Below are 26,909 nucleotides of genomic sequence, written 5' to 3'. Positions count from 1 at the left end.
AGCCTCTATACAAACCTCCGCTCGCCCTGAGCTTGTCGAAGGGCTTCACTTTCTGTGAAGGACAAGTGAGGGGCTTCGACAGGCTCAGCCCGAACGGGGAAGGGGTTGCGGAGGGGTTAAGTGGAGTTATTCGACTTCGGCAAACCGGCCAATTTGATAAGGCTCCATCGGGATATCCGTCGCGCCCTTGGCGATGACTTCCGCCATCGTTTCGCCCACGCCCGGGCCGATCTGGAACCCCGCGCCCGAAAAGCCGAAGGCGTAATAGAGGCCGCTGGTGGTAGCGCTTGGTCCCATGACGGGCTGGCTGTCGGGCAGATAGCCCTCGATCCCGGACCAGACGCGGATGATGTTGAGCTTGCCCAAAGCGGGCGCGAGGCGGCGGATTTGCTTCAGCTGGCTCAGCGTATTCTGCGGCAGGACATAGGCGCGATACTCGTCGGGATAGGATGGCCCGCGCGTCGAGCCGCCGAGCACGATATTGCCGCGGGCGACTTGACGGAAATAGACGGTTTCCTCCTCCAGCGGGGTCATTACGCCGACGGCCGGGTGGATCGCATAGGGCACCGGCTCGGTGACGCTCATATTGGGTCCCTTGGGGACGATCGGCACCGGCTCGCCAAATTGCGAGGAAAGGGCATTGCCCCATGCGCCCGCCGTGATCAGTAGGATCGGCGCGCGGAAGGTGCGGCCATCTTCGGCGGTCACCAGGAAATCCTCGCCGACCTTTTGCGCATCCACGATCTTCGTATTCTCATGCACCGTCGCGCCCATACGCTGGGCAGCGCGGGCAAAGGCGGGGGCGGCGAGGCGCGGGTTGGCGTGGCCGTCCATCGCGGAATAGGAGCCCGCCAGCACATCGGCCCCGAAGAAGGGGAACTTCGCCCGCAGCGCGTTGCCGGTGAGGAGTTGGAGGTCCAGCCCCTCAAGCCGCGCCTTGTCGGCATATTCCTCCATCGCACCGACCAGCTCGGGCCGCTCGCGATAGCAGACGCGGATGTGGCCGGACTGGAGATATTCCACGTCCGCGCCCAGCAATTCCTTCGACTTGCGCCAGATGGCGAGCGCGCGGTTGGCGAGGGGCAATTGGTGCAGCGCGCGGCCCTGGCGGCGGACATTGCCGAAATTGGTGCCGCTTGCCTGCCGCCCGATCAGGTCGGTTTCGAGCAGCGTGACGGACATGCCATGGCCGCGCAGGAAGAGCGCGGCCGAGCTGCCCATGAGGCCGCCGCCCACAATGATGACGTCGGTGGCCGCGCTCATTCTTCTACTCCGATGGCGATGGGGAGCGGCTTGACCGGCGCTTGCCCGCGCAGACGGCCGACTTGCTCGACCGGGATTCCGGCCTCGGCGGCGATGAGTTCGGCTGCGGCGAGACCGCAATAGCGCCCTTGGCAGCGGCCCATGCCGACGCGGCTGAAGGCTTTGGCGCGATTGGCTTCGACCGCGCCGGTTTCGCGCATGACGGAGCGGAGATCGCCTGCGCTGACCGCTTCGCAGCGGCAGACGATGGCTTCGTCAGGGAGCCCAGCCGCTTGGCTGGCTGGCCAGGGGAACGCCTTGGCAAGGCCGCGTGCGAATTTGGTGTAGGTCGCTACCTCACGGCGCAGGGCGTTCATCTCGCCCTCGCCGGTGACGATAGCCAGGTCGGAGAGCGCGGCGAGGGCGGCGAGCTTTCCGCTGGCTTCGGCAGAGCGGGCGCCCAGGATTTTTGCGCCGTCACCTGCCAGGTAAACGCCCTCCACGCTGGCGCGGCCGTCCTCATCCCGTTGCGGCAGCCATTGGTGCGTGGCCGGATCGAAGACGAACGCGCAACGGGCGAGATCGGCGAGCTGGGTTTCGGGACGGAGGTGGTAGCCCACCGCCACCGCGTCGCAAGCGATCGTCTGTTCCGCGCCCGAAGCAGTGCGGTAGCGGACGGCGGTGACGCCGCTATCCGCCTTGCCCACGACTTCGACGGGAGTGATCTGATGGTGGACAGCGACGCCCGCCTTGGCCAGCGCGCGAGTGAGCTGGATGCCGTTCCAAAGCACTGACGGCAGGGCCAGCAGGTCTGGCAGCGCCTTGATGCGGGCGCCCGATGGAGAGGTGTCGAGGACGGCGGCGACCTTCGCGCCTGCCTGCACATATTGCGAGGCGACGAGATAGAGGAGCGGGCCAGAACCCATGAAGACGACTTCGCGGCCGATCGAGACCGCCTGCGACTTGAGCGCGACCTGCGCGCCGCCAAGGCTGTAGGTGCCAGCGAGGTTCCATCCCGTGATCGGCATCAGCCGATCGGTCGCGCCGGTGCAGAGGATCAGCGCGTCATAGGGAAGGGTTTGATGGGCGTTGCCGCTCAGCGTCCAGACCTGTTGGTCAGCGATGTTCCAAACGAGCGTTTCGGGCAGATAGTCCATCTGTCCCTGCAAGGCGTCGAAGCTGTCGTGCAGCGCCTTCGCCCGCGCGGCTTCGGTGCCGTAGAGCTTTTCATAGGGCCGGGTGAAATTGTCGGGCTGGCGGCGGTAGATCTGACCGCCCGCGCGCCGCGCCTCATCAATGACGGTGGGGCGCAGTCCCGCCTTCACCACAGCCTCCGCCGCCCGCACGCCGGAAGGCCCCGCGCCGACGATGATTATGCGAGGTTCGGCCATGTCGCCTCCGGCTGGCTGGTGAGGATGCGCTGGCCCGCTACTGCGAGGGTGGAGCAGGCGCGCAGGCGATCGCCGCCTTCGGTCCAGACCCAGCAATCCTGACAGGCCCCCATCAGGCAGAAGCCCGCGCGGTTGCCGTCGCCGAACTCCGACTGGCGGAGCGTCCCGCCAGTGCTGAGGACCGCAACCATGAGTGTGTCGCCTTCCAGCGCCGTCACCGGATGGCCATCCACATGCAGGATGATGCGAGAGCGATCAGTTTCGCCCAAACGAACGAAGCGTCCGTTCATGCAGCGACGCCCTGAACTTGCGTCAAACTATCTTCTCCATGATGGCACAGGATGCTGTTGCCCTTCGACAGGCTGTGGCGCGGCGGTGGCGTGATGTTGCAGAGGCCGTCGATGCGCGCCGGGCAGCGGGCGAGGAAGCGGCAGAGATCGGGTTCGTCGGCCGATGCGCCGATCAGCGGCGGGGCACGGCCTGCACCGCTTTCCTCCAGCCATCCCGCGCGCATTTCGGGCACCGAGTTGATCAGCAGGTCGGTATAGGGATGGAAGGGAGCGGAGCGGAAACCTTCGCGCGCGCCCTTTTCGACCATCGTGCCGGAATAGAGGACCAGTATGTCATCGCAGATCGCCCGCACGGTGGAAATATCGTGGCTGATGAACATGTAAGCGACGCCCAGTTCCTTGCGCAGTTCCGCCATGAGGTCGAGGATCGCCGCGCCCACAACGGTGTCGAGGGCGGAGGTGACTTCGTCGCAGAGGATGAGTTCCGGATCGGCGGCGAGCGCGCGGGCTAAGTTGATGCGCTGCTTCTGCCCACCGGACAATTCGCCGCAACGACGGTCGATGACGGTCGCGGGTAGACGGATGAGGTCGAGCAGTTCCAAAACCCGGAGGCGCGCGCCATTCCCTTTCAGGCCATGATAGAAGGCTAGCGGGCGGGAAAGGATTTGGCCGACGCTCTGGGCTGGGTTGAGCGCGGTGTCGGCATTCTGGAACACCAGCTGGATGCGCCGGAACTGGTCCCGACTGCGGCCCTGAAGGCCCGGCGGCAAAGGCTCTCCATTGAGCAGGATATCGCCTTGGGCGGGAGGAAGAAGCCCGGCGATCACGCGCGCCATGGTCGACTTGCCCGACCCGGATTCGCCGATCACGCCAAGCGTTGCGCCCCGTTCTATGGTCAGGTTGATATCGCGCAACACCGGTATGCGCGGGCATCCATCCTTGCCGATCTTGCCATAGCCCGCCGTCATATCGCGGATTTCGAGCAAAGGTGCGGCGGGGATGTTCGCCTGCTTGGGTGCGGGGCGGATGGCAGGGCGCGCGGCGGCCATCAATGTCTTGGTATAATCATCCGCGGGGCGGTGCAGAATCTGGTCCGCGCTGCCCTGTTCGCGGATGCGGCCTTGGTTGAGGACCACGATCTGGTCCGCCATCTGCGCGACCACGGCCAAGTCATGAGAAACATAGATGGCGGTCGCGCCGCGTTCCAGCACCACGGCCTTGAAGGCGCGCAGCACCTCGATCTGGGTGGTGACGTCGAGCGCGGTCGTCGGCTCGTCCAGGATAACCAGTTCAGGATCGGTGATGAGCGCCATCGCGGCCATCAGCCGCTGCAGCTGTCCGCCCGAAAGCTGATGCGGGTAGCGCGACCCTATCGTGTCGGCAAATGGCAGGGCGAGAGCGCGGAACAATTCGATCGCCTTTTTCTCGGCCGCCGCGCGCGGCATGAGATTATGGATCAGCGCGGGTTCGATCACCTGGTCCATGATTGTGCGCGACGGGTTGAAGGCGGAGGCCGCCGACTGCGCGATATAGGCGATCCGGTTGCCGCGCAGCGCCGCCAAGCCTTTTGCGTCAAGCGAGAGGATTTCGTTATCGCCTACCCGGATGGAGCCCCCTGCGATCTTCGCGCCGGGGCGGGCATGGCCGAGCAGCGTCAGGGCAATGGTGGTCTTGCCCGACCCGGATTCTCCGATCAGCGCCAGCACTTCGCCCCGCTTCAACGCGAAGTCGATGTCGCTCACGATGGGGAAAGTCTCGCCCGCTGCGTTGCGGGCGGTCACGCGCAGCCCTTTGACTTCGACATGAGCGGTCATGCGGGCCTCCCCTTGAGACCGTCGATCAGCAGGTTGACGCCGACGGTCAGCGTCGCGATCGCAATGGCGGGCATCATGATCGCCAAGGCCCCTTCGCCAAGCCCGGAGATATTCTCCCGCACCAGCGAGCCCAAATCGGCGTCAGGCGGCTGCACGCCGAGGCCCAGGAAGGAAAGGCCCGACAGCAGCAGCACGATAAACACGAAGCGCAGGCCGAAATCGGCGAGCAGTGGATGGATCATGTTCGGCAGGATTTCGGAAAGGGCAAGGTGGATGCGGCCTTCGCCTCTGGCGCGGGCGACCTGCACATAATCCATCTGCGCCAGGTTCACCGCGAGTGCGCGGGCGATCCGATAATTGCCGGGCACATAGGTGATGGCGGCGATCAGCAGAAGCAGCGGCAATGACGAACCGAAGGCAGCGACGAGCACCAGGGACAGGATCTTGGACGGGATGGAGATCAGCGTGTCCATGAAGCGGGATAGCGGTTCGTCCACTTTCGCGCCGCCGACCGCGGCGGTCAGCGCCAGCGCCGTGCCGGTCGCGCTCGCCAGCAGGGCGGCGGCGGCGGCGAGGCCCACCGTGTAGCGCGCGCCGGAAAGGAGCCGGCTCAGCACATCCCGGCCGAGATAGTCGCTGCCAAGCCAATGCTGCGCGGACATGCCGTCAAACACGTCATAGGCGACGAACGCGCCGACTGGGTAGGGCGCAAGCATCGGCCCGACGAGTGCGACCGCCAGCCAGAAAAGGACGAAGAGCAGCCCGATCTGGGCCGAGAGCGGAAGGGCTTTTGCCCAGCGAATGGAGGAAGCTGTCATTGTGCGCGCAGCCTGGGATTTGCGAGGATGGCGGTGACGTCGGCGATCAGCATCAGGATGAGATAGGCCGCGCAGAAGATCATGGCGCAGGCTTGCAGCAGCGGCATGTCGCGGCTGGTGACTGCGTTCACCATCAGGCTTGCGAGGCCGGGATAGTTGAAGATCGTCTCCACGATGATCGCGCCGCCCAGCAGGTAGGAAAGGCTGAGCGCCATCGCGTTCACGATCGGCGCGACCGCATTGGGCATGATGTGCCTCAGCACCACGCGCACGGGATGCACGCCCTTCAACACAGCCATTTCGACATAGGGGCGATCCATCTGGTCGATCACGGCGGCGCGGGTCATGCGCGCCATCTGAGCTATGACGACGATGCTCAAGGAGAAGATCGGCATCGCCGCGCCGCGCAGATATTCGCCCCAGCTCATATCGTCCGATACCAACGCGATCGACGGCAGCCAGCGCAGCTTCACGGAGAAGATCAGCACGGCGAGGGTGGCGACCAGAAATTCGGGCACCGCGACCATGGAGAGGGTCGAGATATTGAGCGCGCGGTCAAGCCGCCCACCCCGGTTCATGGCGGAGCCAATGCCGATCGAGAGCGCGACGGGCACCGCCACCAGCGCGGTCAGCGCGGCGAGCAGGAGGCTGTTGGGCAGGCGGCTGGAGATGACTTCGGACACTGGCATATTGGCAACCAGCGATTGCCCCGGATCGCCGCTGACCATGCCGCTGAGCCAGGAGGCGTAGCGTTCATGGGCAGGGCGATCGAGGCCCATTTCGTGGCGCAGGGCGGCCACCTGCTCGACGGTGGCGCTTTGGCCGAGCGCTTCCTGCGCGGCGTCGCCGGGGAGCAGCTGGGCAATGGTGAAAACCACCACGCTCACCAGGAAGAGCGTCAGCAGCGAAGAGGCGAAGCGCTTGGCGGTGAGGACAAGGGCGGCCTTGACCCCGGATGATGTGGACCCGCCCGCCATCAGCCTTCCCACCATACATGTTCGGCGAACTGATACCCCATGAAGCCGCCCAGCGGCACGGGGTACAGTCCCTTCAACCGCCGGTCATGGCCGTCGATCAAGCTGATGAAGACAGGGATGCCGACGCCGCAATAGTTGCGCACCAGCCCCTGCATCTCTCCATAAAGCTGTTTGCGGCGGGCCTGATCGGACTCGCCGCGCGCCTCGATCAGTAGCCGGTCGAAGCGGGGATTCTTCCAGCCGGATTCATTCCAGGCGGCGTCCGATTTGTAGAAGAGGCTGAAGATGAGGTCGGCGGTCGGCCTGGGGTTGGTGTTGCCGAAGCTTAAAGGGTGCCGCATCCAATGGGTTGACCAATAGCCATCTCCGGGAACCCGGTTGACCGCCAGATTGAGGCCGGCGCGTGATCCATATTCCTGAAGGATGGACGCCATGTCGACCGATCCTTCGGCCGCGGGAGAGGCATAGACGGGCAGGCGCACGCCGCTGAGCCCAGCGCGCTGAAGATGCCATTTCGCCTTGTCGAGATCGAGCCGCGTCTGGGGCAGGTCGCTGCGGTAATAGGGGTGGAAGGGCGGGATCGGATGATCATTGCCAATCGTCGCATAGTCGCGGAACAGCGCCCTTTTGATGAGCGGCCGGTCGATCAGATATTTCATCGCCGCCACGAAATGCGGATTGCCGGTGGGCAGCCCATCCTGCCGCATGATGAGGTTGGTGTAGAGGCCCGACTTGGTTTCCAGCAGGCCATGGCCTCGCGAAGCAAGCACGCGCTTGGTCGATCGGGGATTGATCGCGTTGATGAGGTGAACGTCGCCCGAGAGCAGCGCATTCACCCGGCTGACTTCATCGGGGATGCCGATCAGTTCGATCTCTTCCAGATAGGGCTTCCCGGGCTTCCAATAATTGGCGTTGCGCCGGGCCAGCGTCCGCACGCCGGGGCGGAACTGGGCGCAGCGATAGGGGCCCGTGCCGTTGGCGGTGCGGAACTCCTTCTGCCCCGCGCGCAGGATCAGGAAGTGTGATTGGGCAAGAATGGTGGGCAAGTCGGCATTGGGGCCGGTCAGGCGGATCGTGACATCATGCGGACCGTTCGCCTTCACCTCCGCAAATTGTTCTGCGATGGTCGCGAGTTTGGAGCCGGTCGCCGGGTCCTTGTGCCGCAGCAGTGACCAGACGACATCCTTCGCGGTGAGCGTCGCGCCGTCGTGGAAGGTGACGCCGCGACGCAGGCGGAAGTGCCAGAGCTTCTGGTCCTTGCTCTCGATCCGGTCGGCCAGAGCGGGGCGGGGGGTCAGGTGCCGGTCCAGTTCCGTCAGGCCATTGTAGAACATGTAATGGCGGACATAGTCGGTTGATAGCGCGCCCTTGGCCGGGTCCAGCGTGTCGGCGGTCGAACTGGACATGCTGGCGACGCGGATGCGCCCGCCGACGCGCGGCTTCGATGGCGCGGCGAATGCCGTTTCGGGCAGCAACAGACCCGCGCCCATCGTGCCCAGCAGCTCTCGCCGCGAAAAGGGGAGGTTGTCCGTCAATGGATCACATCCTGCCATTTATACCACAGGCCGACGAGCGGCAGGAACCAGGGCTTGCCGAAATGGCCGGGGACGCTCGGCCAGTCGAGATTGGCCCAGGGGTTGGCGCTTTTGTCGCCGCCCATCACCCGCGCCATCATCTGGCCCATATAGGTGGCCATCTGCACACCATGGCCGCTATAGCCCATGGAATAGAATAGCCCGTCCTGCTCGCCCGCGCGCGGCAGGCGGTCGGCGGTCAGGTCCACCATCCCGCCCCAGACATGATCGATGCCCACGCCTTTGAGTGCCGGGAAGATCTCTCCCATGGTCTGTTCGAGGATGCGCCCGCTCTTGAGGTCGGACCGCGGATCGCTGATGGCAAAGCGCGCCCGCCCGCCGAAGATAAGGCGATTGTCGGCGGTCAGGCGGAAATAATTGCCGATATTCTTGCTGGTGACATAGTTGCGCCGGTTCGGCAGCAGCCTGTCGATTATTGCGTCCTCCAATGGCTCCGTGGCGATGATGAAACTGCCCACCGAGACGATCCGCCGCCGGAAGAAGCCGAAAGGCGCGGCGGCTGGCGCACCGCCGGTGGCGACCAGCACCTGATCGGCCACGACCTGGCCCTTGGGCGTAGTGACGCGCCAGCCGTTTGCCAGCCGATCGAGGCCGGTTACCTCCGCATGCTCGTGAATCCTCGCGCCTGCCCGCGCCGCTGCCTCGGCGAGACCGAGGCCGAAGCGCGCCGGATGCAGTTGCGCGCTGGTCGTCTGGATCAGCGCGCCGTGAAAGGCGTCCGATCCCACTTCCTCGGCCATGCGCTCTGGCGGTACGAGGCGAACATTCTCGTCCACCTCGGCGGCCAGCAGGTCATGCGCCCGCACCAGCTTCTCATAATGTTTGGGCTTGGCGGCGAGCTTCACCCGGCCGCAGCGATTGAAGGCGCAGTCGATGCCTTCCTCGCGCACCAGCCGTTCGACCAGATCGACGGCATCGACATGGGCCCGATAATAGGCTTTGGCGATATCCTTGCCGAAGCGGGCGGACAGCGCGCCATAGTCATGGGCGGTGCCGTTGTTGCACTGGCCGCCGTTGCGCCCTGACGCCTCTCCGACGACACGCCCCGCCTCCAGCAGCACGACATTCGCGCCCCGCCTCGCCAGCGCCAGCGCAGCCGACAGCCCGGTAAAGCCGCCGCCGATGATGGCGACGTCAGCCTTGCCTTCGACCGCACCCTGCGCCCCGCCGGTAAAGGCGGGCGCGCTCGCAAGCCAGTAGGAGAGGGGGGATGCGTTCATCGCCGGGTTTAGAGACCCACGACCGCCGGCAGTGCGCCGATATGCGGAATCTCGACGTCGCGGTAGAAGGCGTTGGACGGCTCATGCCCGCGGCCCACGAACACGCGGCAGCCGAAGTGCAGGTCGGTCGCGGTATTCTGGTCGTAGCGGAAGCTGGAGGAGACGTGCATCATCTCTTCGGGCTTCGCGCCGAGCTGGTCGAACATATATTCGAACGCCTGCATGCGCGGCTTGTACGCCTGCGCCATCTGCGCGGTATAGACGGCGTGGAAGGGCGCGCCCAGCATGCCGACATTGTGATGAATCTGGTCGTTCATCGCATTGGACAGGATGACGAGCGGGATCTTGTCGCCGATCTTGGACAGGCCGCCCGGCACATCCTCATGTGGGCCCCAGGTCGGGACGGCATTATAGACGGCGTCGGCATCCGCTTCGCGATACTCCACGCCCCAACGCTTGCAGGTGCGGCGCAGCGAGTTGCGGATGATTTCCTGATAGGGTTCCCACGGGCCCAGCACCTGGTCGAGGCGATAGGCAGACCAATCCTTGCAGAAGGTAGGCAGGTTTTCCGCTGCGACGCGGTCAGCCATGAAGGCCGTTGCCATTTCGGTCATGCGGAAACGGGTGAGCGTGCCATAGCAGTCGAAGCTGATATATTTGGGCCGGAAGTTGGGCATGGGTGGGTTCCCCCTCTTTGTCGGATGGCTGGTAAGCCGTTTCGATGAGGTCATTACGGCATGGGCCGTCCAGAACATGTCTCCGATTGGTTCGGCATGGGACGCAGATCAGAAGCTTTTATAGCAGTGTTTCGGCATAGTTTGCTGCGGTTCGATCGGACCTGACATCAGGCCAGAAAAGCTGTGGTCGCAAGGCAGCGAGGGTCTAGGCAGCGGCACATAATATTGCTGCTTCAATAACCCCGCTTGCGGCTCACCTCGCCCTCCATCGGCTCTCCCGCCTCATGTCTGCGGATGTTGGCGATAAGCGCCCGTGCAGCCGTGTCCGCACGGGTCACGCTGGCGATATGAGGGGTCAGCATGATGCGCGGATGATCCCAAAAAGGATGGCCCTTCGGCAGTGGCTCCGGATCGGTGACGTCCAGAATGGCGGCGGAAAGATGCGCTTCATCGAGCAGCGACAGCAGATCCTGCTCCACCAGATGGCCGCCCCGCCCGACATTGATGAGCGCCGCGCCGCGAGGCAGTCTGGATAGCGTATCCCGGCACAAGATGCCGCGCGTCTCGCCAGTGAGCGGGACGAGGCAGATGAGGATGTCGCAGCTCTGAAGGAAGGCGGACATTTCTGCTTCCCCCGCATGGCAGCTGACGCCTTCCAGCTGATGGCGCGATCGGCTCCATGCCGACAGTGCAAAACCGAAGGGGAGGAGCGCCTTCAGCACGGCCTGACCCAGCTGCCCAAGCCCCATCACCCCGACGCGTCGCGCGGCGGCGGGAACGAGGTCGATCGCCTCCCAGCGATGCTCCCGTTGCGCGATGCGATAGTCGATGAAGTTCCGATGCAGCGTCAGCACCGCGCCGCAGACATATTCGACCATGCCCTCGGTAATGCCGGGTTCGATCATGCGCACCAAACGGACATGGGATGGCAGCTTGCTCATGTCGAACTGATCGACGCCAGCGCCGACCGAGAACAGGACTTCAAGACCAGTCAGCTGGCTGAGCAGGTCAGCCGAAGGGTCCCAGGCGGCGAGATAGCGGATCGTTGCCGGGTGGCCCATTTCCTCCGGCGTTACAAAGCCGATGCCGGGCGCCTCGGCTGCGAAAATCTCGCGCCAGATCCGCCCGCGCTCGGGATCGGAAGTGTAGAGCAGGGTCATGCGGTTTGCTTTCTGGCAAGAGTGCGGCGGCGCAGTCCCTTCGCCTGCCACCACATGATCGGCCCGGAGATGCAAAGCGCCAACAGGCCGAGCGCCACGATCATCAATAATATCGGCCCAATCACGCCAAAGCTGTTTCCGGTGTGGAGGGGGAGGATCGTCATCCAGAGCGCACCATTATTCTCGGCGCGGGTGGCGCTGATGATGTGGGGAGCGGATAGGGTGACGATCGCGCGGTGTACGGCCCTAGGGTTGCGCTCCGGCGCGTGAAAATTGACGGTCAGGCGGTCGGTGGAAAGACGAAAATCGCGCAAGGCGCTCTCAGGGAACGCGCTCTGCGCCAGCGCCAGTCCGCGATCGATCGCGGCGGCATCTGTGGGGGTGCGATCGACGATTGGGGCGCTTGGTTCAATGAGGTCCGGGACGATCAGCAGCGAGCCGGTGACGGCCATGAAAGCCAGCAGCAGCGCCATGACGACGCCCAGCGTCCGATGCGCCTGCCGTAGCACCAAGCGGAAGGCCATGCTCCAGCGGATTGACAGATGTTTGGAAATCGGCCCGCGCTTGGGCCACCAATAGGCAAGGCCGGTCGCCGCCATGGTGAGCAGTGCAAGCGCATTGAGCAGGATGATCATCATGCCTGGCTTGCCCGCCATCAGCCGGTAATGGATCTGCACCGCGGCTTCGACCGGGAAATGCCAGACCGTTCCGGCGCGTAGCAGCCTGCCCCCGGCGGGATCTATGGAGGCGTAGCGCGTCCTTCCTCCATCGCCGCGCATCTCCGCGAGCCAGGTGGCATTGTCGGCATCGGGCGCGAACAGGCGCGAGACGGCAAAGCCGGGGGATGCCCGTTCGGCCTGAAGCACGGCCGCGCCCGGCGAGATAAGGGGTGCGCGGCCGTGGCTGACCATGGCTGACGGGTCCATCCAGCGGGCGGCAGGTCCACGGTAGAGGAGGAGGGCGCCCGTCAACGCCTGCACCAGCAGCAGCGCCGCCATGGTGAGACCGGCATATTTGTGGATGCGAAACAGTTGCGCCCGGTTCATCGCTTCCCTCGAAAGAAATGCAAAGACCGCCGGTGACCCTCAGGCTTGGAGGGGCGGATCACCGGCGGCCATCGGAACTGCAAGTCCCGAATTTTTTAAAGCATTAGAAGTCGAATGTCGCCCGTACCGTGAACTGGCGCGGCGTGCCCGGCTGGACCCACAGTGCCGCATAGGAGCTGGCGTAATATTTCTTGTTCAAGAGATTGTTCACATCCGCCGAGATCTTGATCTGTTCGGTGATGTTGAACGAACCGAGGACCTTTACCAGCGTGTAGCTTGGAAGGAAGAAGGTCGTCGCGGTTTCACCCAGGCGGCGGCCGACATAGTTCACACCCGCGCCCAGCATCGCATCATGTCCGCCGATGTTGAAGTTGTTGAACAGCAGGAAGTTACCCTGATGCTTGGCGATGTTGATGAGGGGATCGCCTATCCGGATGGGAGCGGCGAAATTCGGATCAAGAGCGTTCGTGGCCCACTCCGCGTCGGTATAGGCATAGGTCAGAAACAGCTCGAACCCGGCTGGCAGCTTGGCATTTAGGTCGAACTCGATCCCCTTGCTGCGCGCCGAACCCACAGGCTTGGAGAAGCCAGCGTTGACCGGGTCGGTGGTCAGCACGTTGGTTTTCTTCATCTTGTAGAGAGACAGCGTGCTGGTGATCCGACCGTCCGGCGTCACGAACTTGCCGCCGATTTCATAGGAGGTGCTGATTTCCGGATCGAAGGGCTGGCCATCAAAGCCCACGCCGCTGTTGGGGCGGAAGCCTTTGCCGTAGCTCGCATAGAGCGAGATGGAGCGGGTAGGTTCGAACACCATGCCGGCCATAGGGCTGAACTTGGTATAGGCCTTCTTCGGATTCGTGTTGTTGAGCCGCAGATCGATGTCCTGCGAGAAGTCGTCATAGCGGCCGCCAAAGCGAACCTTGAACTTCTCGGTAATTTCGATCTGGTCCTGAGCATAGACGCCCCAGGCCTTCTGGATCTCGGTCGCGTTCTGGATGACCGTCGTGGGGATCGGCGCGGGGATGTTGTAATTGGGGTTGAAGATGTTGATGGAGTAAGACTGATCCGCAGCGCTGGGACGATAGCGGGTCTGGAATGTCTCGATCTTGAAGCGGTCCCAATCCCCGCCGATGCGGATATTGTGGACGATCGAGCCGGTCTCGATCTTGCCGCTGATTTCCCCGCGGAACACCATATGTGTGGTGCTGTAATCGCGGAAGCGGCGCTGGCGGGACAGGGTCTGCCCGTCATTGTCGATCAGCTGGCGGCTCAGCACCAGTTCGGGATCGCTGGAAAAGCCGGTGAAGGTCGTGTCCTTGTATCCCGCGCCCAGCATCAGCGTCCAATCGTCGCTGAAGTCATGCTGATATTGCAGCTGATGGCCCAGCACTTCGACTTTGGTCTGGCCGTCGTTGGGATTACCCAGGAAGCGCGAGTTCGGGATCGCGCCAAGCTTATAGTTGATCGTTCCGTTCGCCTGGACCGTCGGAATTGCAACCACGCCGCGCTCGAACGGCACTTCCTGGTTCACATATTCCATCTCATAGGTGAGGATGTCCCGCTCAGAGAATTTCGCCAGGAAAGAGGGCGTCACCACATATTTGCGGGTGTGAACCGTGTCGCGGAAGCTGTCGGCATCTTCGACCGCGCCATTGATGCGCACCGCGAACATGTCGTTGAGCGGCAGGTTGAAGTCGCCTTCGACGCGATAGTTGTTCCAGCTACCGCCCGCGATGGAGAAGCTGCCGAATTCCTTGAACAGCGGTTTCTTGGTGACGATGTTGATCGTGCCGCCGGGCTCGCCGCGGCCGAAGAGCGCGGAGTTGGGGCCTTTTAGGACTTCGATGCGCTCTACGTTCGATGCGTCGCGCGGGCCGCCATAGCCGCGGCCGCCGTTGAAGCCGTTGACCAGGAAGCCGCTTGGGAAATTCTCGTCGCCCGCAAAGCCGCGGATCGCGAAGCTGTCCCACAGGCCGCCGAAATTATTCTGCTTGGACACGCCGCTCGCCAGTTCGAGCGCGGTATCGAGGCGGGTGATATTGAGGTCGTCGAGCAGCTTGCCTTCCAGGAACTGGACGGCCTGCGGGATTTCCTTGACCGGCGTGTCCCCGAAATACTGCCGCTTCAGGCCGGTGACGACGATTTCTGCGTTATCGCCCGATGCCGGCGCCTGAGCATAGGCGCCCGGTGCGAAGGCGATGCAGGCTGCGCTGGCGGCGAGGGCCAGACGAAAAGCCGAATATGTGCGCATATTGCTACCCCTGATAAAGTCGCTGTTCCCACTTGTCCTGCGAACGGGGTGAGCCGGCCTGTTCTTATCTTCTCTCCAAACGGACATTCTTTGGGTCCTTTTCTTTCCGGATGCCGGTCCACTGGGTGATTTGCCACCTCTTCTGGAATGGAAGGCTAGGATCAGGTTACAGACATATTACGTTAAACTTGATGTGCCCCACGGTGCATAATTGTGAATATGAGGGCGAGGGACAGGGGAAAATGCTGCGTCTGGTTCGCAACTACGACTGCCCAAAAACCCAATAAAAATGGCCGCCTTCGGTAGGAAGGCGGCCCGAGTTTTGCAGGATCGTTACGTTAGAGATACTTAAGCCACCAAATATCCTTCCGCCGCTGTTTTAGTTGGGCGAACCAGCGTGTCGGGAAATAAAGTACCGGGATCAGGATGAAGACCCAGATCCACACCCAACGCAGGTGATCGACGCCGAACACCGTGCCTTTGGTCGGGCCGTAGAGGACCAGCGCGATATTGTAGATCACCTTCAGCGTGTAGAGATGCAGCACATAGTAGAACATCGGCGCGCCGCCCAGGAGGGCGAGGTGCGGCATCAGCTTGCTGTCCTGATAGGTTTCGAACAGGGCGAGCAGCAGGCAGCCGGTGCCGACCGTCGGCATCAGAAACAGCAGCGAGGGCGGATATTTGGTGAGCGCAAGGAAGCTCATCACCGTGCGCAACGGTGTTTCCGCGATGAACCAGGGCTTGTCGCCATAGGCATTGAGATAGCGGATGACGATGAAGCCGATGACCAGCGACAGGCCGGTGATGACTAGGCGCTTGATCCGCCGTTCTGGATCGCTGCCCTTCGCGAACCAGGGACCGCAGGCATAGCCAAGTAGGATGACGCCGATCCACGGCAGCACCGGATAGGTGGTCTTAATCGCGGTTCCGCCAAACTCGATCAGCGAGCGTTGGTGCAGGATCGCCCAGAGCGCGTAACCGGGCTGGTCCGCCGTCAGCTTGATCGGGTCGAGCAGATTGTGAAGGCAAACGATCGCCAGGCCCACCGCAAACTGCGCGGGACGCGGCAGGTGTAGCAGCGCCGCCAGCGCGATCATGCTGATGCCGATCGCCCAGATCACCTGCAGCCATATGGCCGTCGGTGGGAAGGCGGGCGCCTGCGTCGGCCAAGCATAGCCGACCACGGTGAACTCCAGGAAGATCAGGAACAGGCCGCGCTTCAACAGAAATTCCGACACCTCTCCCTTGCTGTGCGACTGGCCATAAAGCCACGCGGAAAGGCCCGTCAGCGCGACGAACGTCGGGGCGCAGAAGGTTGAGAGCAGACGGGTGAAGAAAAGGCCCGGATCGGTGGTATTGGCGTCCACCGGGTCCGTCACCTGAAGGTGCAGGAACCACGTTTCCCGCACATGATCGACCAGCATGAACAGCATGACCAGCCCGCGAAGCGCGTCGATCGCGACGAGGCGGGTGCGTGCTTTCGCCGCGTCGATGGGAGATGCTGTGGCCCTCAGGCCGATGTTGGGCGCTTGGCCCGCAATACTGCTCATGGCACCTGTCCTTGATTATCCCTTATACGCTCACTCAGCCTTGGGCTGGTAAAGGTCCTTGTAGAATCCGACGGTCTTGACCGTGACCGTCACCGGCGTGTCGCCCTTGTTGCGAAAGTACCAGCCGTGGATGCCGCCGAAGGGGGCTGTGAAGTCGCCCTGGCCGCCGCTGATCTCCAGTTCCTTCCAGTAGTCGGTGAAGGCGTCGTCCGCGGCGTTCAGTTCTTCGCCGTGCATCTCAGCCTTGATCGGGCCGCTGGATTTCCAGGTGAAGATGAAGCTGTCGCCTTTTCCCATATGAGCCTTCACTTCCTGGCCGCTGTGCGGGGGCAAGCTGATGGTCATCTCGTCCTGACGCCAGGGCGTGGATTTGAAGATGCTTTCCTTGGTCGGCGTGGCGATGGAACCTGCCGCCGGGGCGGCGAGCGTTGTCGGAACAGCCTCCTGCGCTTCGCCGGACACCATGCCGGTGAGGCCGAGCGCGGTGCCGACGCCGGTCGGATCGACCCCATATTCGGCGGGTAGCACGAACAGCGTCAGGATCGCGGTGGCGGCAATCACCGCGCCGCCGGTCGCCTTAGCCAGCGTCGAGGGAGAGGGAGAAACCTGCGCCGGGAGCGCGGCAATGGTCTGCGTATTCATGTCAGGCCCCTTGGGTGAAGTAGCCGGCCAGCTGGTAGCCGATGAGTAGGAAGCCGGCGGTCATCAGCGCGGCATTGGCGACGATGGCGCTGCGGCGGAAACTGTCGCTCATGCGCCACAGGTTCATCAGCAGCAGGATGATGGTGAGCGCCATGAATTGGCCCATCTCGACGCCGATGTTGAAACTGATGAGGTTGGGGATCATCCCATCCTTCGCCAGCGTGAGTTCCTGCAGCTTGGTGGCAAGGCCGAAGCCATGGAAAAAGCCGAAGATCAGCACCGCTGCCTTGGGGTTCGGTGAGAAGCCGAACCAGGTGCGGAAGCCGTCCAGATTGTCGATCGCCTTATACACGACCGAAAGGCCGATGATCGCGTCGATGATGAAGGGATTGGCGCGAATGTCGAAGATGACGCCCAGCAGCAGCGTGGTGCTGTGCCCGATGGCGAACAGGGTCACATAAGCGCCGACATCCTTGAGGCGGTAGAGGAAGAAGATGACCCCGGCGAGGAAGAGCAGATGGTCATAGCCCGTGACCATGTGCTTGGCGCCCAGATACATATAGGGGATGATGTTTACGCCAGAAGCGCCTTCGATGAACGCCTTGTCGTTCTCGTTGACGCCATGGGCCCAGAGCGTCGAGCTCATGAGCGCCAGCATCACTCCCAAGAGCAGCAGCGCGGCCCGCCGCACGCCGGGGGAGAGGAGCGGGGGGAGGGGCGCGCTGTGCATTGGCCTGCCTTACTTGGTCTGGAAGGTGGCGAAGGTCTTCGCGCCGCTCTTGTCGACCAGGGCGATGACGATCTTCGCGCCCTTGGCCGCTTTGAAGCCGGGGGCGGAAAGCTTGTTGCCGCCAGCCGCCTTTAGCGCCGCTTCTGTCTTCTTGCCCGCGGCGGTCTGCGTCAGCTTGGCGGTGTAGGCGGCGGCGGGAATGGGCTCGTCCTCTTCGCTCAGATAGACGTCCACGCCCTTGGGGCCGGTGACCAGCTCGAACATGGTCTCGCCCGTCATCTGCACGAGGCCGCCATGCTGGGGCTTCATGCTGCCATGGGCGTAAAGGGCCGTGGGCGCAGCGACCAGGGCGATGGCGGCGAGGCCGGTGCGGAAAAGATCGGTCTTCATATGCGTAAGCTCCTGATGGATGAGGATCATTCCGGCAGATGCGGCAGGACGAAGGAGAGTGAGGCGCGGTATTCGCTGTGATCGGCCTTCGCCTTGTTGTCCGAAGCACCGACATAGATCGCCATCAGCACATTGATGCCCTGATTGCGGACCTTGACGGTGGCGGTGCCGTCAGCAGCCGTCTTGGCCGGAGCCGCCTCATCGGGATCATTCACATAGTCCGACATGACGGTCACGCCCGCCATCGGCTTGCCCTGATAATAAGCGCGAACCTTGATCGGTTCGCCTGCCTTCTGCGGAATGGCGATGCCGACAGGGACGAGCTGCAGCGTGTGGCCTTCGAACAGCGGCACCTGGCGGGTCGGGACCTGGTTCAGGTGGACCGCATATTTCCAATTATGTTCGGCGAGTGTGGCGGTAGGCACTTCGTCGCGGCCCTTATTGTGCCACTCGCCGTCCGGAGTCTTGCTCCAAAGGCCATAGTCCATGACGGCGGCTACGGCCGCGACCGGCTCATCGATATCGACGACGGGGATCACGCCCGCCTCGCGCAACCGGGTGCTGACCGGAGCCCAATCCGCATCATAGCCGGTGACCGCCTTGATCAGCGGCAGGCGCTTGACCGCGTCGAGATCATCGGCGCCCACGCCATAGATAAGGGCAAGCTGCCGCGCGCGCTGTGCGAACCAGATGCCGTGCGCGCTAAGCGGCGCGGCTGCTGCCAGAAGCGTCCCTGTGCACAAAGTGGCGGTGATCAGGCGAGTCAACTTCATCGGCGCACTCCCATGAGACAATATGTCCTATTGAGGATAGGCTATGACTCCGACATGCCGATTGATGCCGAATTGGGCGGGTGGTGAAGCAGATTCTGTCAAATAAGCGTCATGAAAGAGGCGGGCTTTGCTGCCAGGTCGGTTGATGGCACCTGAGCGCCATCCAATCCATTCTCTCGCCTCGCTACAATCGCCCCAAAGACGGTGGGAGAGGTGGGCGCGGGAATGAGGAACTGTCCCGCGGGTCGGCCGTTTCAGACATATAGTTGATTTTACAAGAAGGATTATTCGATGATCCGGTTCGCTATCATTTCTCTCGTCATCGCCGCGGTGCTGGCCATTTTGGGCTTCGGCGGCGCGGCGGGTGCTTTTGTAGGTATTGCCAAGATTCTGTTCTTCCTCGCGATCGCCCTGTTCGCGATTTTCCTGGTTCTTGGCCTATTGGCTGGAAAAGGGATCAAGAACGCCATAGATTGACGCGATGACCGAGATTGGCGCTGGAGTTGACGAGACGGGCAGGTTGCTGCGCGACGAGGCCGGGTTTCTGCTCCAGCGCGATCTGGGCGGCACATTCCGCCTGATATTGCTCCGCGTGCCCATCGATCATGTCGAAAAGCGCGTACGCGTAAAGGGCTACTACGCGGGTGACGATGTGGTGGAGGTGGAAGGCGTCGCCGCCGCCTGAGACTTCCCCCCTGCGGCAGCGATGACCAGCAGGTCAGGCGGTTACGGGACCGCCCTGTTCGAACGGTACGGATGTGTGGGTGTGCACGAAGCGGGCGCACGCGCCAACGCCGCGATTATTTTCCAGCGGCAAGGCGGTTTCGCAATAGGCGCATTCCGCCATTAATCGGCCGACGATCCACTGGCTGCGGCCGCAACTGGGGCAATGATTAGCTTCCCCAACATGATAATGTATGATGTATCCCCTTAGGGCCGGGTCAAATGACTTCCCGGTCGCGAGGCTCGAAACTGGGCGCATCGTCTCTTCCTCCTCAGACATATATTCTCGGGCATCGGGCGTAAAATTTGAAAACAATTTCAACGCCAAGTTGATGCAACGGCTAACGTCAGAGCGTGCGACCCGCTTGATTTCATGGTAGCCCGCTCCGTCTTGCCAGAACGCGGCCACGGCTCAATGTATCCCGCCCTTCATGACCGCGTCTATAAGAAAGATTCTCGGAACGTCCCATTTCGCGCCTTCGCATTTGACTTGAGGCGAGCAGGCGCTATGGCGGCGCGCATCAAGGGACATACCCGCTTCGGCCGATGGTTGGGGCGCATCCCGTCACCTCGCCGGCTGCTTCTTTCGCTGTCCGGCGAAGATATGGCGGAATGTCGTTTTCTTCCCGCTCCCGGCCGGAGCAATGCGAGGAGACGCACGACTCATGACCGCCATCGGACAGGATACACTCGGCACGCGCGACACTTTGACGGTCGGGGGCAAGGACATTGCCTATTATTCGCTGAAGAAGGCCGCCGCCAAGCTGGGCGACGTTTCGCGTCTTCCCTTCTCGATGAAGGTGCTGCTGGAAAACCTGCTCCGTTTTGAGGACGGCGTGACCGTCACCACCGACGACATCAAGGCGATCGTCGAATGGCAGAATGACAAGGGCAAGGCCGAGCGCGAGATCCAGTATCGTCCCGCCCGCGTGCTGCTTCAGGACTTCACCGGCGTTCCCTGCGTGGTCGATCTTGCCGCCATGCGCGACGCGATGAACGCCTTGGGTGCTGACGCCGGCAAGATCAATCCGCAGGTCCCCGTCCACCTCGTCATCGACCACTCGGTCATGGTTGATGAATTCGGCACGCCCAAGGCGTTCGAGCAGAATGTGGAAATCGAATATCAGCGCAATATGGAGCGCTACGACTTCCTGAAATGGGGCTCCAAGAGCCTTGCCAATTTCTACGCCGTGCCCCCCGGCACCGGCATCTGCCATCAGGTGAACCTGGAAAATATCGCGCAAGCCGTCTGGTCGAGCGAAGGCCCTGACGGCGTGACCGTCGCCTATCCCGACACCTGCGTCGGCACCGACAGCCACACCACCATGATTAACGGCCTGGGTGTTTTGGGCTGGGGCGTGGGCGGCATCGAGGCTGAGGCGGCGATGCTGGGCCAGCCGGTCTCCATGCTCATTCCCGAAGTCGTCGGCTTCAAGTTCACCGGCGTGTTGAAGGAAGGCGTCACCGCCACCGACCTCGTCCTCACCTGCACGCAAATGCTGCGCGCTCGGGGCGTGGTCGGCCGCTTCGTCGAATATTTCGGCCCCGGCCTTGCCAGCCTGTCGCTCGCCGACCGCGCAACGCTCGCCAACATGGCGCCGGAATATGGCGCGACCTGCGGCTTCTTCGGCATCGACGACAAGACGTTGGACTATATGCGTCTGACCGGCCGCACCGACGAAAATATCGCGCTGGTCGAAGCCTATGCCAAGGAGCAGGGCTTCTGGATCGACCCCGCCGTCGAGCCGGTCTTCACTGACACGCTGGAACTGGACCTTTCCACCGTCGTCCCCAGCCTTGCAGGGCCGAAGCGTCCGCAGGACCGCGTCGCGCTGCCGGAAGTCGATGACGTGTTCAACGCGGACATGGAAAAGGTTTACAAGAAGGCGCAGCAGCGCGTTCCGGTCGAAGGCAAGGATTTCGACATTGGCGACGGCGACGTCACCATCGCCGCGATCACCAGCTGCACCAACACGTCGAACCCCGGCGTTCTGGTCGCCGCCGGCCTCGTCGCCAAGAAGGCGAACGAGCTGGGCCTGAAGCCCAAGCCCTGGGTCAAGACCTCGCTGGCGCCGGGTTCGCAGGTCGTCACCGACTATCTCGTAAAGGCTGGGCTTCAGTCGCACCTAGACGCCATCGGCTTCAACCTGGTCGGCTATGGCTGCACCACCTGCATCGGCAACTCGGGTCCGCTGGCTGAGCCGATTAGCAAGGCGATCAATGACAACGGCCTGGTCGCGGCCGCCGTCATCTCGGGCAACCGCAACTTTGAAGGCCGCGTGTCGCCTGACGTTCGCGCCAACTTCCTGGCCTCGCCGCCGCTGGTCGTTGCTTATGCTCTTAAGGGCACGGTGATCGAGGACTTCATCACCACCCCGATCGGCCAGGGCAAGGACGGTCAGGACGTCTATCTGAAGGACATCTGGCCGACCAATGATGAAGTCGCCACCACCATGGCGGGCTGTATGGACCGTCAGATGTTCCAGGCGCGCTACGCCAATGTCTATAAGGGCGACGCGCATTGGCAGGCGATCGACGTCACGGGCTCCGACACCTATGCGTGGCGCGCTGGTTCGACCTATGTCGCCAACCCGCCCTATTTCGAGGGCCTGACCATGACCCCGAAGGACGTCACCGACATCCTCGACGCCAAGCCGCTGGCGATCTTCGGTGATTCGATCACGACCGACCACATCTCGCCGGCCGGTTCGATCAAGGCGACCTCGCCCGCGGGCAAGTGGCTGAGCGAGCATCAGGTCGCGCAGGCCGACTTCAACAGCTACGGCGCGCGCCGTGGCCATCACGAAGTTATGATGCGCGGCACCTTCGCCAACATCCGCATCAAGAACCTGATGCTGGACGGCGTCGAAGGCGGCATGACCCGCTATGAAGGCGAAGTCATGCCGATCTATGACGCCGCGATGAAGCACAAGGCGGACGGCACCGCGCTGGTTGTCATCGGCGGCAAGGAATATGGCACCGGTTCGTCGCGCGACTGGGCGGCGAAGGGCACCAACCTGCTCGGCGTCCGCGCCGTGATCGTCGAAAGCTTCGAGCGTATCCATCGTTCGAACCTGGTCGGCATGGGCGTGCTGCCGCTGCAGTTCAAGAATGGCGAGAACAAAGACACGTTCGGCTTCACGGGCGATGAAAGCTTCACCATCCAGAATGTCGCTGGCTTGAAGCCGCGCCAGGATGTGGAAGTACTCGTCAAGCGGGCCGACGGTTCGACCTTCACCTTCACTGCGCTTTGCCGGATCGATACCGTCAATGAGTTGGAATATTTCATGAATGGCGGAATCTTGCAGTATGTGCTGCGCAAGCTGGCGGCCTGATCGGCTGACGGATTAAAGTAAGAAGAAGGGCCGTCTCCCAGCAGGAGGCGGCCTTTTTTCGTCAAGTTCCTCGTCCGCAACTGGAGGAGAACCGGCGAAGCTGGCGGAGGGGTGTTTCCGCAAGGGCAGGAGTGATACTCGTCCATCACCTAAGCGGGGCAGACCTGCCAAGGGAGGAAGGGAGAGGGGGATTGTTGTGACATTCTTCATCGAACTTGTCGGTTGGCTCGGCGCGATCCTGGTGCTCGGCGCCTATCTCCTGGTCTCGATGGGCCGTCTGTCCGGCAATTCCGCCGCCTTCCAGTGGATGAACGCGCTCGGGGCGAGCTTCTTCGTCCTCAATACTTGGTGGCATGGAGCGATCCCGTCGATGGTGCTGAACATCATCTGGGGCGCCATCGGTTTTGCGGCGCTCTGGCGCATCCGCCGGAACAGGGCGGCCGACAGCCGATAGGAGGATTATCGCTCCGTCAAGAAAGCCTGTGGTGGCGATTGCGGCCGTCATTGGCTAGGCAAGCGCCCAGCAATGAAAAAAGCATTGATTGTCCGACATGTGCCGCGAGAGGGAGCGGCGGGGTTTCTCCAGCCGATCGAGGCCGCCGGCTATGAGATCGAGCGGATCGATGTGGCGAGCCCGGAATTTGACCATGTCGATCTGTGCACGCCTGATCTACTGATCATGATGGGCGGGCCGATGGGCGTCTATGAACATGACATCCATCCCTGGATTCCCGTGCAGATCGAAAAGCTCGCCGCGCGGCTGGAGCAGGACTTGCCCACGCTGGGCGTGTGCCTGGGCAGTCAGATGATCGCGGCGGCGCTGGGGGCTCGGGTATATCCGGGCGAGGCCATGGAACTGGGCTTCGCGCCGGTCACACTGAACGACGCTGGGGCCGATTCCCCGCTTCGGCATCTGCAGGGCGTGCCCGTGCTGCACTGGCACAGCGATACGTTCGAACTGCCTCGTGGCGTTGAGTTATTGGCGTCCACATCGGCCTATGAACATCAGGCGTTTCGGCGGGGCCGCAACCTGCTGGCGCTGCAATTCCATGCTGAGATGGGCGAGGACCCGCGCTTTGAGGATTGGCTGACCCATTTCTGGGCCGACCTGGACATTGCGCAGCAATGCGGTGTCGCCCTGCGGCGTGACCATGATGAGCATGGGCCGGGCGCGGTTGCGGCGGGCCGGGCCGTGATCGGCAGTTGGCTGAGTCAGTTACACGCTTGAGCGGCGGCAGCTGATTTTAGAACTCTATGTCGAGTTCCTCTACCTCGTCAGGCTCTTTGCGCGCCTCATCGATCCATTCGCGCATCAGGTCCCAACTGTTGATCGTATTGCAATAAGCGGCGGCCTTTTGAGACAGCGGCACTGCGTAGGTCAGGAAACGCTGCGCAACTGGCGCGAACATCGCATCGGCGACGGTCGGGCTGTCGCCGAACAGCCAGGGGCCGCCATAGGTGCCAAGACATTCGGTCCAGATCGCCTCGACCCGTTCAATGTCCGGCTTGGCGCCCGAAAAGATCGGGAATTTGTCATGACGCACCTTCAGGTTCATGGGCAGCGCAGACCGCAAATTGGCGAAACCGGAGTGAATCTCCCCCGACACGGACCGGCAATGGGCGCGCGCTATGCGATCCTGGGGATACATGCCCACATTGGGATAAAGTTCATGAAGATATTCCGCGATCGCCAGCGTGTCCCAAACGCTCGCTCCCTCATGCGTCAGGCGGGGCACCAGCACTGACGGGGTCAGCAGCAGAAGCTCCGCGCGGTTCTCCATATTTTCCAGCGAGACCATCTTTTCCACGACGCGCAGCCCCGCGAGCCGACATAGCAGCCAACCTCTGAGCGACCATGAAGAATATATCTTGCTCGATATGGTCAATTCCGCAGCGGCCATGACGATCCTCCCACTTTAAACTTATCTTCCATCAAACATTGATGCGGTGCAATACGCAAAAGCGGTATAAACGAACGATAGAGGCCGAATCGGCCGGGGGAACATTTTGGGGCACCATTCATATTATGATGATGCTGTATAACGGTTATCAAGCTCTGGAAGATATGCTGGCTCCGGCCCGCTTCGGTGCAGAGCTAGCTTTGGGGCTCCGGGACAAATTGGGACCCATGGCGGACCTTCCCATGCCCCGGCGCATGTTCGCGCTGATGGATGTGTTCCAGGGCGCCAGGCTGACCCACAAGCGGCCCGCCTACGGTATCGACCAAGTCCGCAGCGGCAACGCCATTGTTGCGGTGCGGGAAGAAGTGCTGCTCGACCTGCCTTTTGGCAATCTGCTTCATTTCGTGAAGGACGAAGTCGAAACGGAGCAGCCGCGCGTCCTGCTCGTCGCGCCCATGTCCGGTCATTTCGCCACCTTGCTGCGCAGCACGGTGCGTACGCTACTGCGCGACCATGACGTCTATATAACCGACTGGAAGAATGCGCGCGATGTCCCAACGTCAGCCGGAGTGTTCGGATTTGACGACTATGTCGATTATGTGATCACCTTCTTTCAGGAAATGGGGCCGGGCGCACATATGCTGTCGGTCTGCCAGCCTTGCGTGCCGGCCTTCGCGGCCGTGGCCCTCATGGCCGAGGATGGCGACGCGGCGACGCCGCGATCAATGACGCTGATGGGCGGTCCTATCGATCCGCGAGCCGCGCCCACGATCGTTAACGAGTTGTCCAACGAGCGGCCGCTTGACTGGTTCGAAAAACATCTGATCACCAGGGTCCCGCTGCGCTATCCCGGCGCGGGGCGGAAAGTCTATCCTGGCTTCCTGCAACTGTCGGCCTTCATGTCGATGAATCTGGAACGCCATGGGGCTCAGCATCGTGAGCTGTATCAACTGCTCGCCGACGGCAACGACGCGGAGGCGGCCAGGATCAAAAGCTTTTACCAGGAATATTTCGCGGTCCTCGACATGGCTGCGGAATTTTACCTGGAGACCGTGGACCGTGTGTTTCAGCGGACCCTGCTGGCGAAAGGCGAGCTGAAGCATCGTGACCGGCTGGTCAATCCGGGCGCGATCCGCAAGACTGCGCTGTTGACCGTGGAAGGCGAGAAGGATGACATTTGCGCGGTGGGCCAGACGGCTGCCGCGCATGCGCTGTGCACCGGATTGCGGCCGCATCTCAAGCGCCACCATCTGCAGATCGGCGCTGGCCATTATGGCGTCTTTTCCGGCAGCAAATGGGAAAAGGAAGTCTTTCCGCAGGTCCGGAATATGATCCTGGCGATGAACTGAGGCTTATTGTCACGATCCGGCCAGTGGGTTAGCCGTTCGTCATGAGCGGATAGTCGCCGGATGAACAGGCGCCATCCCGAAGGAGAGGGTGGCGGCATGATCCTGTTATCGGAACCCACGGTAATCGTCGAAGGGCTGAACCTGCCGGAATGTCCACGCTGGCATGATGGTGCGCTCACCTTCTCGGACATCACGGCGGGCCGGATATATCGACTGGGCATGAATGATCAGGCGGAAATCGTTCATGAAGAGCCAGATGATTTCGTCGGTGGCCTCGGCTTTCTCGCGAACGGCGACCTGCTGGCCGTTCTGTCGAAGCAGCGCAAGCTACTGCGCATCGGACCTCAAGGTGCGACAGAATATGCGGATCTGACCGGTCTCTGCCGTTTCGTTCTCAACGACATGGTCGTCCATGGGGGCCGTGCCTATGTCAGCCAGCCGGGCTTCGACATCTGGACCAATGAGGCCCACGGCATGCCCGATCCGACCGACATAATCCTGGTTCAGCCTGACGGCGCCACTAAGATCGCGGCATCAGATATGATGTCGCCCAACGGTATGGCGATCAGTCCGGACGGGCGCACGCTCTATGTGGCGGAATCCACCGCGATGCGGATCACATGCTTCGACATCGATCCGGACAGTGGCGCGCTGTCCAACCGCCGGTTGTTCGGCGCACTGCCTCAAGGGGGAATACCGGACGGCATCTGCCTGGACAATCACGGCGCGGTATGGAGCGCGAGCCCTGTGGCGTATAGCGACGGGGTGGTGCACTCCGGTCTCGGCGTCATCCGCATAGCGCCTAGTGGCGATGTGACGCATTGCGTGTCTCTCGCCAAAGGCCGCCGTGCCCTGGCCTGCGCCATCGGCGGCACGAATGGGGGCACGCTCTACATCTGCACAGTGCCGGAGTTCGAGGGGCCCGCCGCTTTCTCCGCGGCTGAGGGACGGCTGGAAAAAGTTTCTCTCGCTAACATGGGAAGCCTCTGACCGATAGGGCTCGAGCCAATCAGACTGCGATGTGGCGGATTCGCT

At 62.5% G+C, this 26,909-nt stretch carries 26 protein-coding genes; 7 read left to right on the top strand and 19 right to left on the bottom strand.

Features of this window, described 5'->3' with window-relative positions; all coding sequences use genetic code 11:
* Positions 1 to 126 precede the first annotated feature (126 nt).
* The 17 genes from EP837_RS02795 to EP837_RS02715 form a co-directional block, all read right to left on the bottom strand.
* Complete coding sequence (locus tag EP837_RS02795; RefSeq protein WP_066524271.1) at positions 127 to 1,263, bottom strand: NAD(P)/FAD-dependent oxidoreductase; 1,137 nt, start codon at positions 1,261 to 1,263, stop codon at positions 127 to 129.
* Positions 1,260 to 2,633, bottom strand: coding sequence for an FAD/NAD(P)-dependent oxidoreductase (locus tag EP837_RS02790; protein ID WP_066524264.1), 1,374 nt, complete (start codon positions 2,631 to 2,633; stop codon positions 1,260 to 1,262). Before EP837_RS02790 ends, EP837_RS02795 begins: the two co-directional genes overlap by 4 nt.
* On the bottom strand, positions 2,615 to 2,923 hold the full coding sequence (locus EP837_RS02785) for a (2Fe-2S)-binding protein (RefSeq protein ID WP_066524261.1): 309 nt from the start codon (positions 2,921 to 2,923) through the stop codon (positions 2,615 to 2,617). The genes EP837_RS02790 and EP837_RS02785 overlap by 19 nt, the downstream gene beginning before the upstream one ends.
* On the bottom strand, positions 2,920 to 4,737 hold the full coding sequence (locus tag EP837_RS02780) for an ABC transporter ATP-binding protein (protein WP_066524260.1): 1,818 nt from the start codon (positions 4,735 to 4,737) through the stop codon (positions 2,920 to 2,922). Before EP837_RS02780 ends, EP837_RS02785 begins: the two co-directional genes overlap by 4 nt.
* Positions 4,734 to 5,555, bottom strand: a complete 822-nt coding sequence (locus EP837_RS02775) for an ABC transporter permease (protein ID WP_066524259.1) — start codon at positions 5,553 to 5,555, stop codon at positions 4,734 to 4,736. Before EP837_RS02775 ends, EP837_RS02780 begins: the two co-directional genes overlap by 4 nt.
* Entirely contained in the window at positions 5,552 to 6,532 is a 981-nt protein-coding gene (locus EP837_RS02770) for an ABC transporter permease (protein WP_197486300.1), read from the bottom strand. The genes EP837_RS02775 and EP837_RS02770 overlap by 4 nt, the downstream gene beginning before the upstream one ends.
* Complete coding sequence (locus EP837_RS02765) at positions 6,532 to 8,085, bottom strand: ABC transporter substrate-binding protein (RefSeq protein WP_443019122.1); 1,554 nt, start codon at positions 8,083 to 8,085, stop codon at positions 6,532 to 6,534. The genes EP837_RS02770 and EP837_RS02765 overlap by 1 nt, the downstream gene beginning before the upstream one ends.
* The gene (locus tag EP837_RS02760; protein WP_066524252.1) at positions 8,064 to 9,347 is read right to left on the bottom strand and encodes an NAD(P)/FAD-dependent oxidoreductase; all 1,284 of its coding nucleotides are present in this window, start codon (positions 9,345 to 9,347) and stop codon (positions 8,064 to 8,066) included. Before EP837_RS02760 ends, EP837_RS02765 begins: the two co-directional genes overlap by 22 nt.
* Positions 9,348 to 9,355: 8 nt before the next feature.
* On the bottom strand, positions 9,356 to 10,024 hold the full coding sequence (locus EP837_RS02755; RefSeq protein ID WP_066524251.1) for a haloacid dehalogenase type II: 669 nt from the start codon (positions 10,022 to 10,024) through the stop codon (positions 9,356 to 9,358).
* 233 nt (positions 10,025 to 10,257) lie between these two features.
* On the bottom strand, positions 10,258 to 11,184 hold the full coding sequence (locus EP837_RS02750) for a 2-hydroxyacid dehydrogenase (protein ID WP_066524249.1): 927 nt from the start codon (positions 11,182 to 11,184) through the stop codon (positions 10,258 to 10,260).
* Entirely contained in the window at positions 11,181 to 12,230 is a 1,050-nt protein-coding gene (locus tag EP837_RS02745) for a PepSY-associated TM helix domain-containing protein (RefSeq protein WP_066524247.1), read from the bottom strand. The genes EP837_RS02750 and EP837_RS02745 overlap by 4 nt, the downstream gene beginning before the upstream one ends.
* Positions 12,231 to 12,333: 103 nt before the next feature.
* The gene (locus EP837_RS02740) at positions 12,334 to 14,481 is read right to left on the bottom strand and encodes a TonB-dependent siderophore receptor (RefSeq protein WP_066524246.1); all 2,148 of its coding nucleotides are present in this window, start codon (positions 14,479 to 14,481) and stop codon (positions 12,334 to 12,336) included.
* A gap of 338 nt (positions 14,482 to 14,819) precedes the next feature.
* On the bottom strand, positions 14,820 to 16,031 hold the full coding sequence (locus EP837_RS02735; RefSeq protein ID WP_082919531.1) for a DUF1624 domain-containing protein: 1,212 nt from the start codon (positions 16,029 to 16,031) through the stop codon (positions 14,820 to 14,822).
* A gap of 30 nt (positions 16,032 to 16,061) precedes the next feature.
* Complete coding sequence (locus EP837_RS02730; RefSeq protein ID WP_066524245.1) at positions 16,062 to 16,673, bottom strand: hypothetical protein; 612 nt, start codon at positions 16,671 to 16,673, stop codon at positions 16,062 to 16,064.
* Between the two features lies 1 nt (position 16,674).
* Positions 16,675 to 17,403, bottom strand: coding sequence for a HupE/UreJ family protein (locus tag EP837_RS02725; protein WP_066524244.1), 729 nt, complete (start codon positions 17,401 to 17,403; stop codon positions 16,675 to 16,677).
* 9 nt (positions 17,404 to 17,412) lie between these two features.
* Positions 17,413 to 17,793, bottom strand: coding sequence for a hypothetical protein (locus EP837_RS02720; RefSeq protein ID WP_066528560.1), 381 nt, complete (start codon positions 17,791 to 17,793; stop codon positions 17,413 to 17,415).
* A gap of 26 nt (positions 17,794 to 17,819) precedes the next feature.
* Positions 17,820 to 18,566, bottom strand: a complete 747-nt coding sequence (locus EP837_RS02715) for a DUF4198 domain-containing protein (RefSeq protein ID WP_066524242.1) — start codon at positions 18,564 to 18,566, stop codon at positions 17,820 to 17,822.
* A 291-nt stretch (positions 18,567 to 18,857) separates the two neighbouring features.
* Here EP837_RS02715 and EP837_RS02710 point away from each other — a divergent pair, with 291 nt between their 5' ends.
* Together EP837_RS02710 and EP837_RS02705 are read left to right on the top strand one after the other, a co-directional pair.
* Positions 18,858 to 19,043 (top strand): DUF1328 domain-containing protein, encoded by a 186-nt coding sequence (locus EP837_RS02710; protein ID WP_066524240.1) that lies wholly within the window; start codon positions 18,858 to 18,860, stop codon positions 19,041 to 19,043.
* 4 nt (positions 19,044 to 19,047) lie between these two features.
* The gene (locus EP837_RS02705; protein ID WP_066524237.1) at positions 19,048 to 19,251 is read left to right on the top strand and encodes a DUF5818 domain-containing protein; all 204 of its coding nucleotides are present in this window, start codon (positions 19,048 to 19,050) and stop codon (positions 19,249 to 19,251) included.
* Between the two features lie 33 nt (positions 19,252 to 19,284).
* On the opposite strand, the gene EP837_RS20360 is transcribed toward EP837_RS02705, so the two are convergent.
* Positions 19,285 to 19,548, bottom strand: a complete 264-nt coding sequence (locus tag EP837_RS20360) for a hypothetical protein (protein WP_082919642.1) — start codon at positions 19,546 to 19,548, stop codon at positions 19,285 to 19,287.
* 406 nt (positions 19,549 to 19,954) lie between these two features.
* Here EP837_RS20360 and acnA point away from each other — a divergent pair, with 406 nt between their 5' ends.
* From acnA to EP837_RS02690, 3 genes are all read left to right on the top strand, one after another.
* On the top strand, positions 19,955 to 22,624 hold the full coding sequence (gene acnA, locus EP837_RS02700; protein WP_066524235.1) for an aconitate hydratase AcnA: 2,670 nt from the start codon (positions 19,955 to 19,957) through the stop codon (positions 22,622 to 22,624).
* A gap of 196 nt (positions 22,625 to 22,820) precedes the next feature.
* Positions 22,821 to 23,078 carry a CBU_0592 family membrane protein gene (locus tag EP837_RS02695; protein ID WP_156518370.1) on the top strand — a complete coding sequence of 86 codons (258 nt, stop codon included), beginning with the start codon at positions 22,821 to 22,823 and terminating at the stop codon, positions 23,076 to 23,078.
* Positions 23,079 to 23,150: 72 nt separating this feature from the next.
* On the top strand, positions 23,151 to 23,852 hold the full coding sequence (locus EP837_RS02690) for a glutamine amidotransferase (RefSeq protein WP_066524232.1): 702 nt from the start codon (positions 23,151 to 23,153) through the stop codon (positions 23,850 to 23,852).
* Positions 23,853 to 23,868: 16 nt separating this feature from the next.
* On the opposite strand, the gene EP837_RS02685 is transcribed toward EP837_RS02690, so the two are convergent.
* On the bottom strand, positions 23,869 to 24,525 hold the full coding sequence (locus EP837_RS02685; RefSeq protein ID WP_066524231.1) for a glutathione S-transferase: 657 nt from the start codon (positions 24,523 to 24,525) through the stop codon (positions 23,869 to 23,871).
* A 125-nt stretch (positions 24,526 to 24,650) separates the two neighbouring features.
* Between EP837_RS02685 and EP837_RS02680 the strand changes: the two genes are divergently transcribed.
* Together EP837_RS02680 and EP837_RS02675 are read left to right on the top strand one after the other, a co-directional pair.
* Positions 24,651 to 25,874 carry a polyhydroxyalkanoate depolymerase gene (locus tag EP837_RS02680; protein WP_066524230.1) on the top strand — a complete coding sequence of 408 codons (1,224 nt, stop codon included), beginning with the start codon at positions 24,651 to 24,653 and terminating at the stop codon, positions 25,872 to 25,874.
* 96 nt (positions 25,875 to 25,970) lie between these two features.
* Positions 25,971 to 26,864, top strand: a complete 894-nt coding sequence (locus tag EP837_RS02675) for an SMP-30/gluconolactonase/LRE family protein (RefSeq protein ID WP_197486299.1) — start codon at positions 25,971 to 25,973, stop codon at positions 26,862 to 26,864.
* Positions 26,865 to 26,909 lie beyond the last annotated feature (45 nt).

It is taken from the genome of Sphingobium sp. EP60837 (assembly GCF_001658005.1).
Lineage (GTDB): Bacteria > Pseudomonadota > Alphaproteobacteria > Sphingomonadales > Sphingomonadaceae > Sphingobium > Sphingobium tyrosinilyticum.
The sequence above is the reverse complement of the archived record's forward strand: the minus strand, read 5'-3'. Positions and strand labels throughout refer to the sequence as shown.

Excerpts from the sequence above, each read along its gene's own strand:
- EP837_RS02795 (WP_066524271.1), bottom strand. The coding sequence starts at position 1,263 with ATGAGCGCGGCCACCGACGTCATCATTGTGGGCGGCGGCCTCATGGGC.
- EP837_RS02790 (WP_066524264.1), bottom strand. The coding sequence starts at position 2,633 with ATGGCCGAACCTCGCATAATCATCGTCGGCGCGGGGCCTTCCGGCGTG.
- EP837_RS02785 (WP_066524261.1), bottom strand. The coding sequence starts at position 2,923 with ATGAACGGACGCTTCGTTCGTTTGGGCGAAACTGATCGCTCTCGCATC.
- EP837_RS02780 (WP_066524260.1), bottom strand. The coding sequence starts at position 4,737 with ATGACCGCTCATGTCGAAGTCAAAGGGCTGCGCGTGACCGCCCGCAAC.
- EP837_RS02775 (WP_066524259.1), bottom strand. The coding sequence starts at position 5,555 with ATGACAGCTTCCTCCATTCGCTGGGCAAAAGCCCTTCCGCTCTCGGCC.
- EP837_RS02770 (WP_197486300.1), bottom strand. The coding sequence starts at position 6,532 with ATGGCGGGCGGGTCCACATCATCCGGGGTCAAGGCCGCCCTTGTCCTC.
- EP837_RS02765 (WP_443019122.1), bottom strand. The coding sequence starts at position 8,085 with ATGGCAGGATGTGATCCATTGACGGACAACCTCCCCTTTTCGCGGCGA.
- EP837_RS02760 (WP_066524252.1), bottom strand. The coding sequence starts at position 9,347 with ATGAACGCATCCCCCCTCTCCTACTGGCTTGCGAGCGCGCCCGCCTTT.
- EP837_RS02755 (WP_066524251.1), bottom strand. The coding sequence starts at position 10,024 with ATGCCCAACTTCCGGCCCAAATATATCAGCTTCGACTGCTATGGCACG.
- EP837_RS02750 (WP_066524249.1), bottom strand. The coding sequence starts at position 11,184 with ATGACCCTGCTCTACACTTCCGATCCCGAGCGCGGGCGGATCTGGCGC.
- EP837_RS02745 (WP_066524247.1), bottom strand. The coding sequence starts at position 12,230 with ATGAACCGGGCGCAACTGTTTCGCATCCACAAATATGCCGGTCTCACC.
- EP837_RS02740 (WP_066524246.1), bottom strand. The coding sequence starts at position 14,481 with ATGCGCACATATTCGGCTTTTCGTCTGGCCCTCGCCGCCAGCGCAGCC.
- EP837_RS02735 (WP_082919531.1), bottom strand. The coding sequence starts at position 16,031 with ATGAGCAGTATTGCGGGCCAAGCGCCCAACATCGGCCTGAGGGCCACA.
- EP837_RS02730 (WP_066524245.1), bottom strand. The coding sequence starts at position 16,673 with ATGAATACGCAGACCATTGCCGCGCTCCCGGCGCAGGTTTCTCCCTCT.
- EP837_RS02725 (WP_066524244.1), bottom strand. The coding sequence starts at position 17,403 with ATGCACAGCGCGCCCCTCCCCCCGCTCCTCTCCCCCGGCGTGCGGCGG.
- EP837_RS02720 (WP_066528560.1), bottom strand. The coding sequence starts at position 17,793 with ATGAAGACCGATCTTTTCCGCACCGGCCTCGCCGCCATCGCCCTGGTC.
- EP837_RS02715 (WP_066524242.1), bottom strand. The coding sequence starts at position 18,566 with ATGAAGTTGACTCGCCTGATCACCGCCACTTTGTGCACAGGGACGCTT.
- EP837_RS02710 (WP_066524240.1), top strand. The coding sequence starts at position 18,858 with ATGATCCGGTTCGCTATCATTTCTCTCGTCATCGCCGCGGTGCTGGCC.
- EP837_RS02705 (WP_066524237.1), top strand. The coding sequence starts at position 19,048 with ATGACCGAGATTGGCGCTGGAGTTGACGAGACGGGCAGGTTGCTGCGC.
- EP837_RS20360 (WP_082919642.1), bottom strand. The coding sequence starts at position 19,548 with ATGCGCCCAGTTTCGAGCCTCGCGACCGGGAAGTCATTTGACCCGGCC.
- acnA (WP_066524235.1), top strand. The coding sequence starts at position 19,955 with ATGACCGCCATCGGACAGGATACACTCGGCACGCGCGACACTTTGACG.
- EP837_RS02690 (WP_066524232.1), top strand. The coding sequence starts at position 23,151 with ATGAAAAAAGCATTGATTGTCCGACATGTGCCGCGAGAGGGAGCGGCG.
- EP837_RS02685 (WP_066524231.1), bottom strand. The coding sequence starts at position 24,525 with ATGGCCGCTGCGGAATTGACCATATCGAGCAAGATATATTCTTCATGG.
- EP837_RS02680 (WP_066524230.1), top strand. The coding sequence starts at position 24,651 with ATGATGATGCTGTATAACGGTTATCAAGCTCTGGAAGATATGCTGGCT.
- EP837_RS02675 (WP_197486299.1), top strand. The coding sequence starts at position 25,971 with ATGATCCTGTTATCGGAACCCACGGTAATCGTCGAAGGGCTGAACCTG.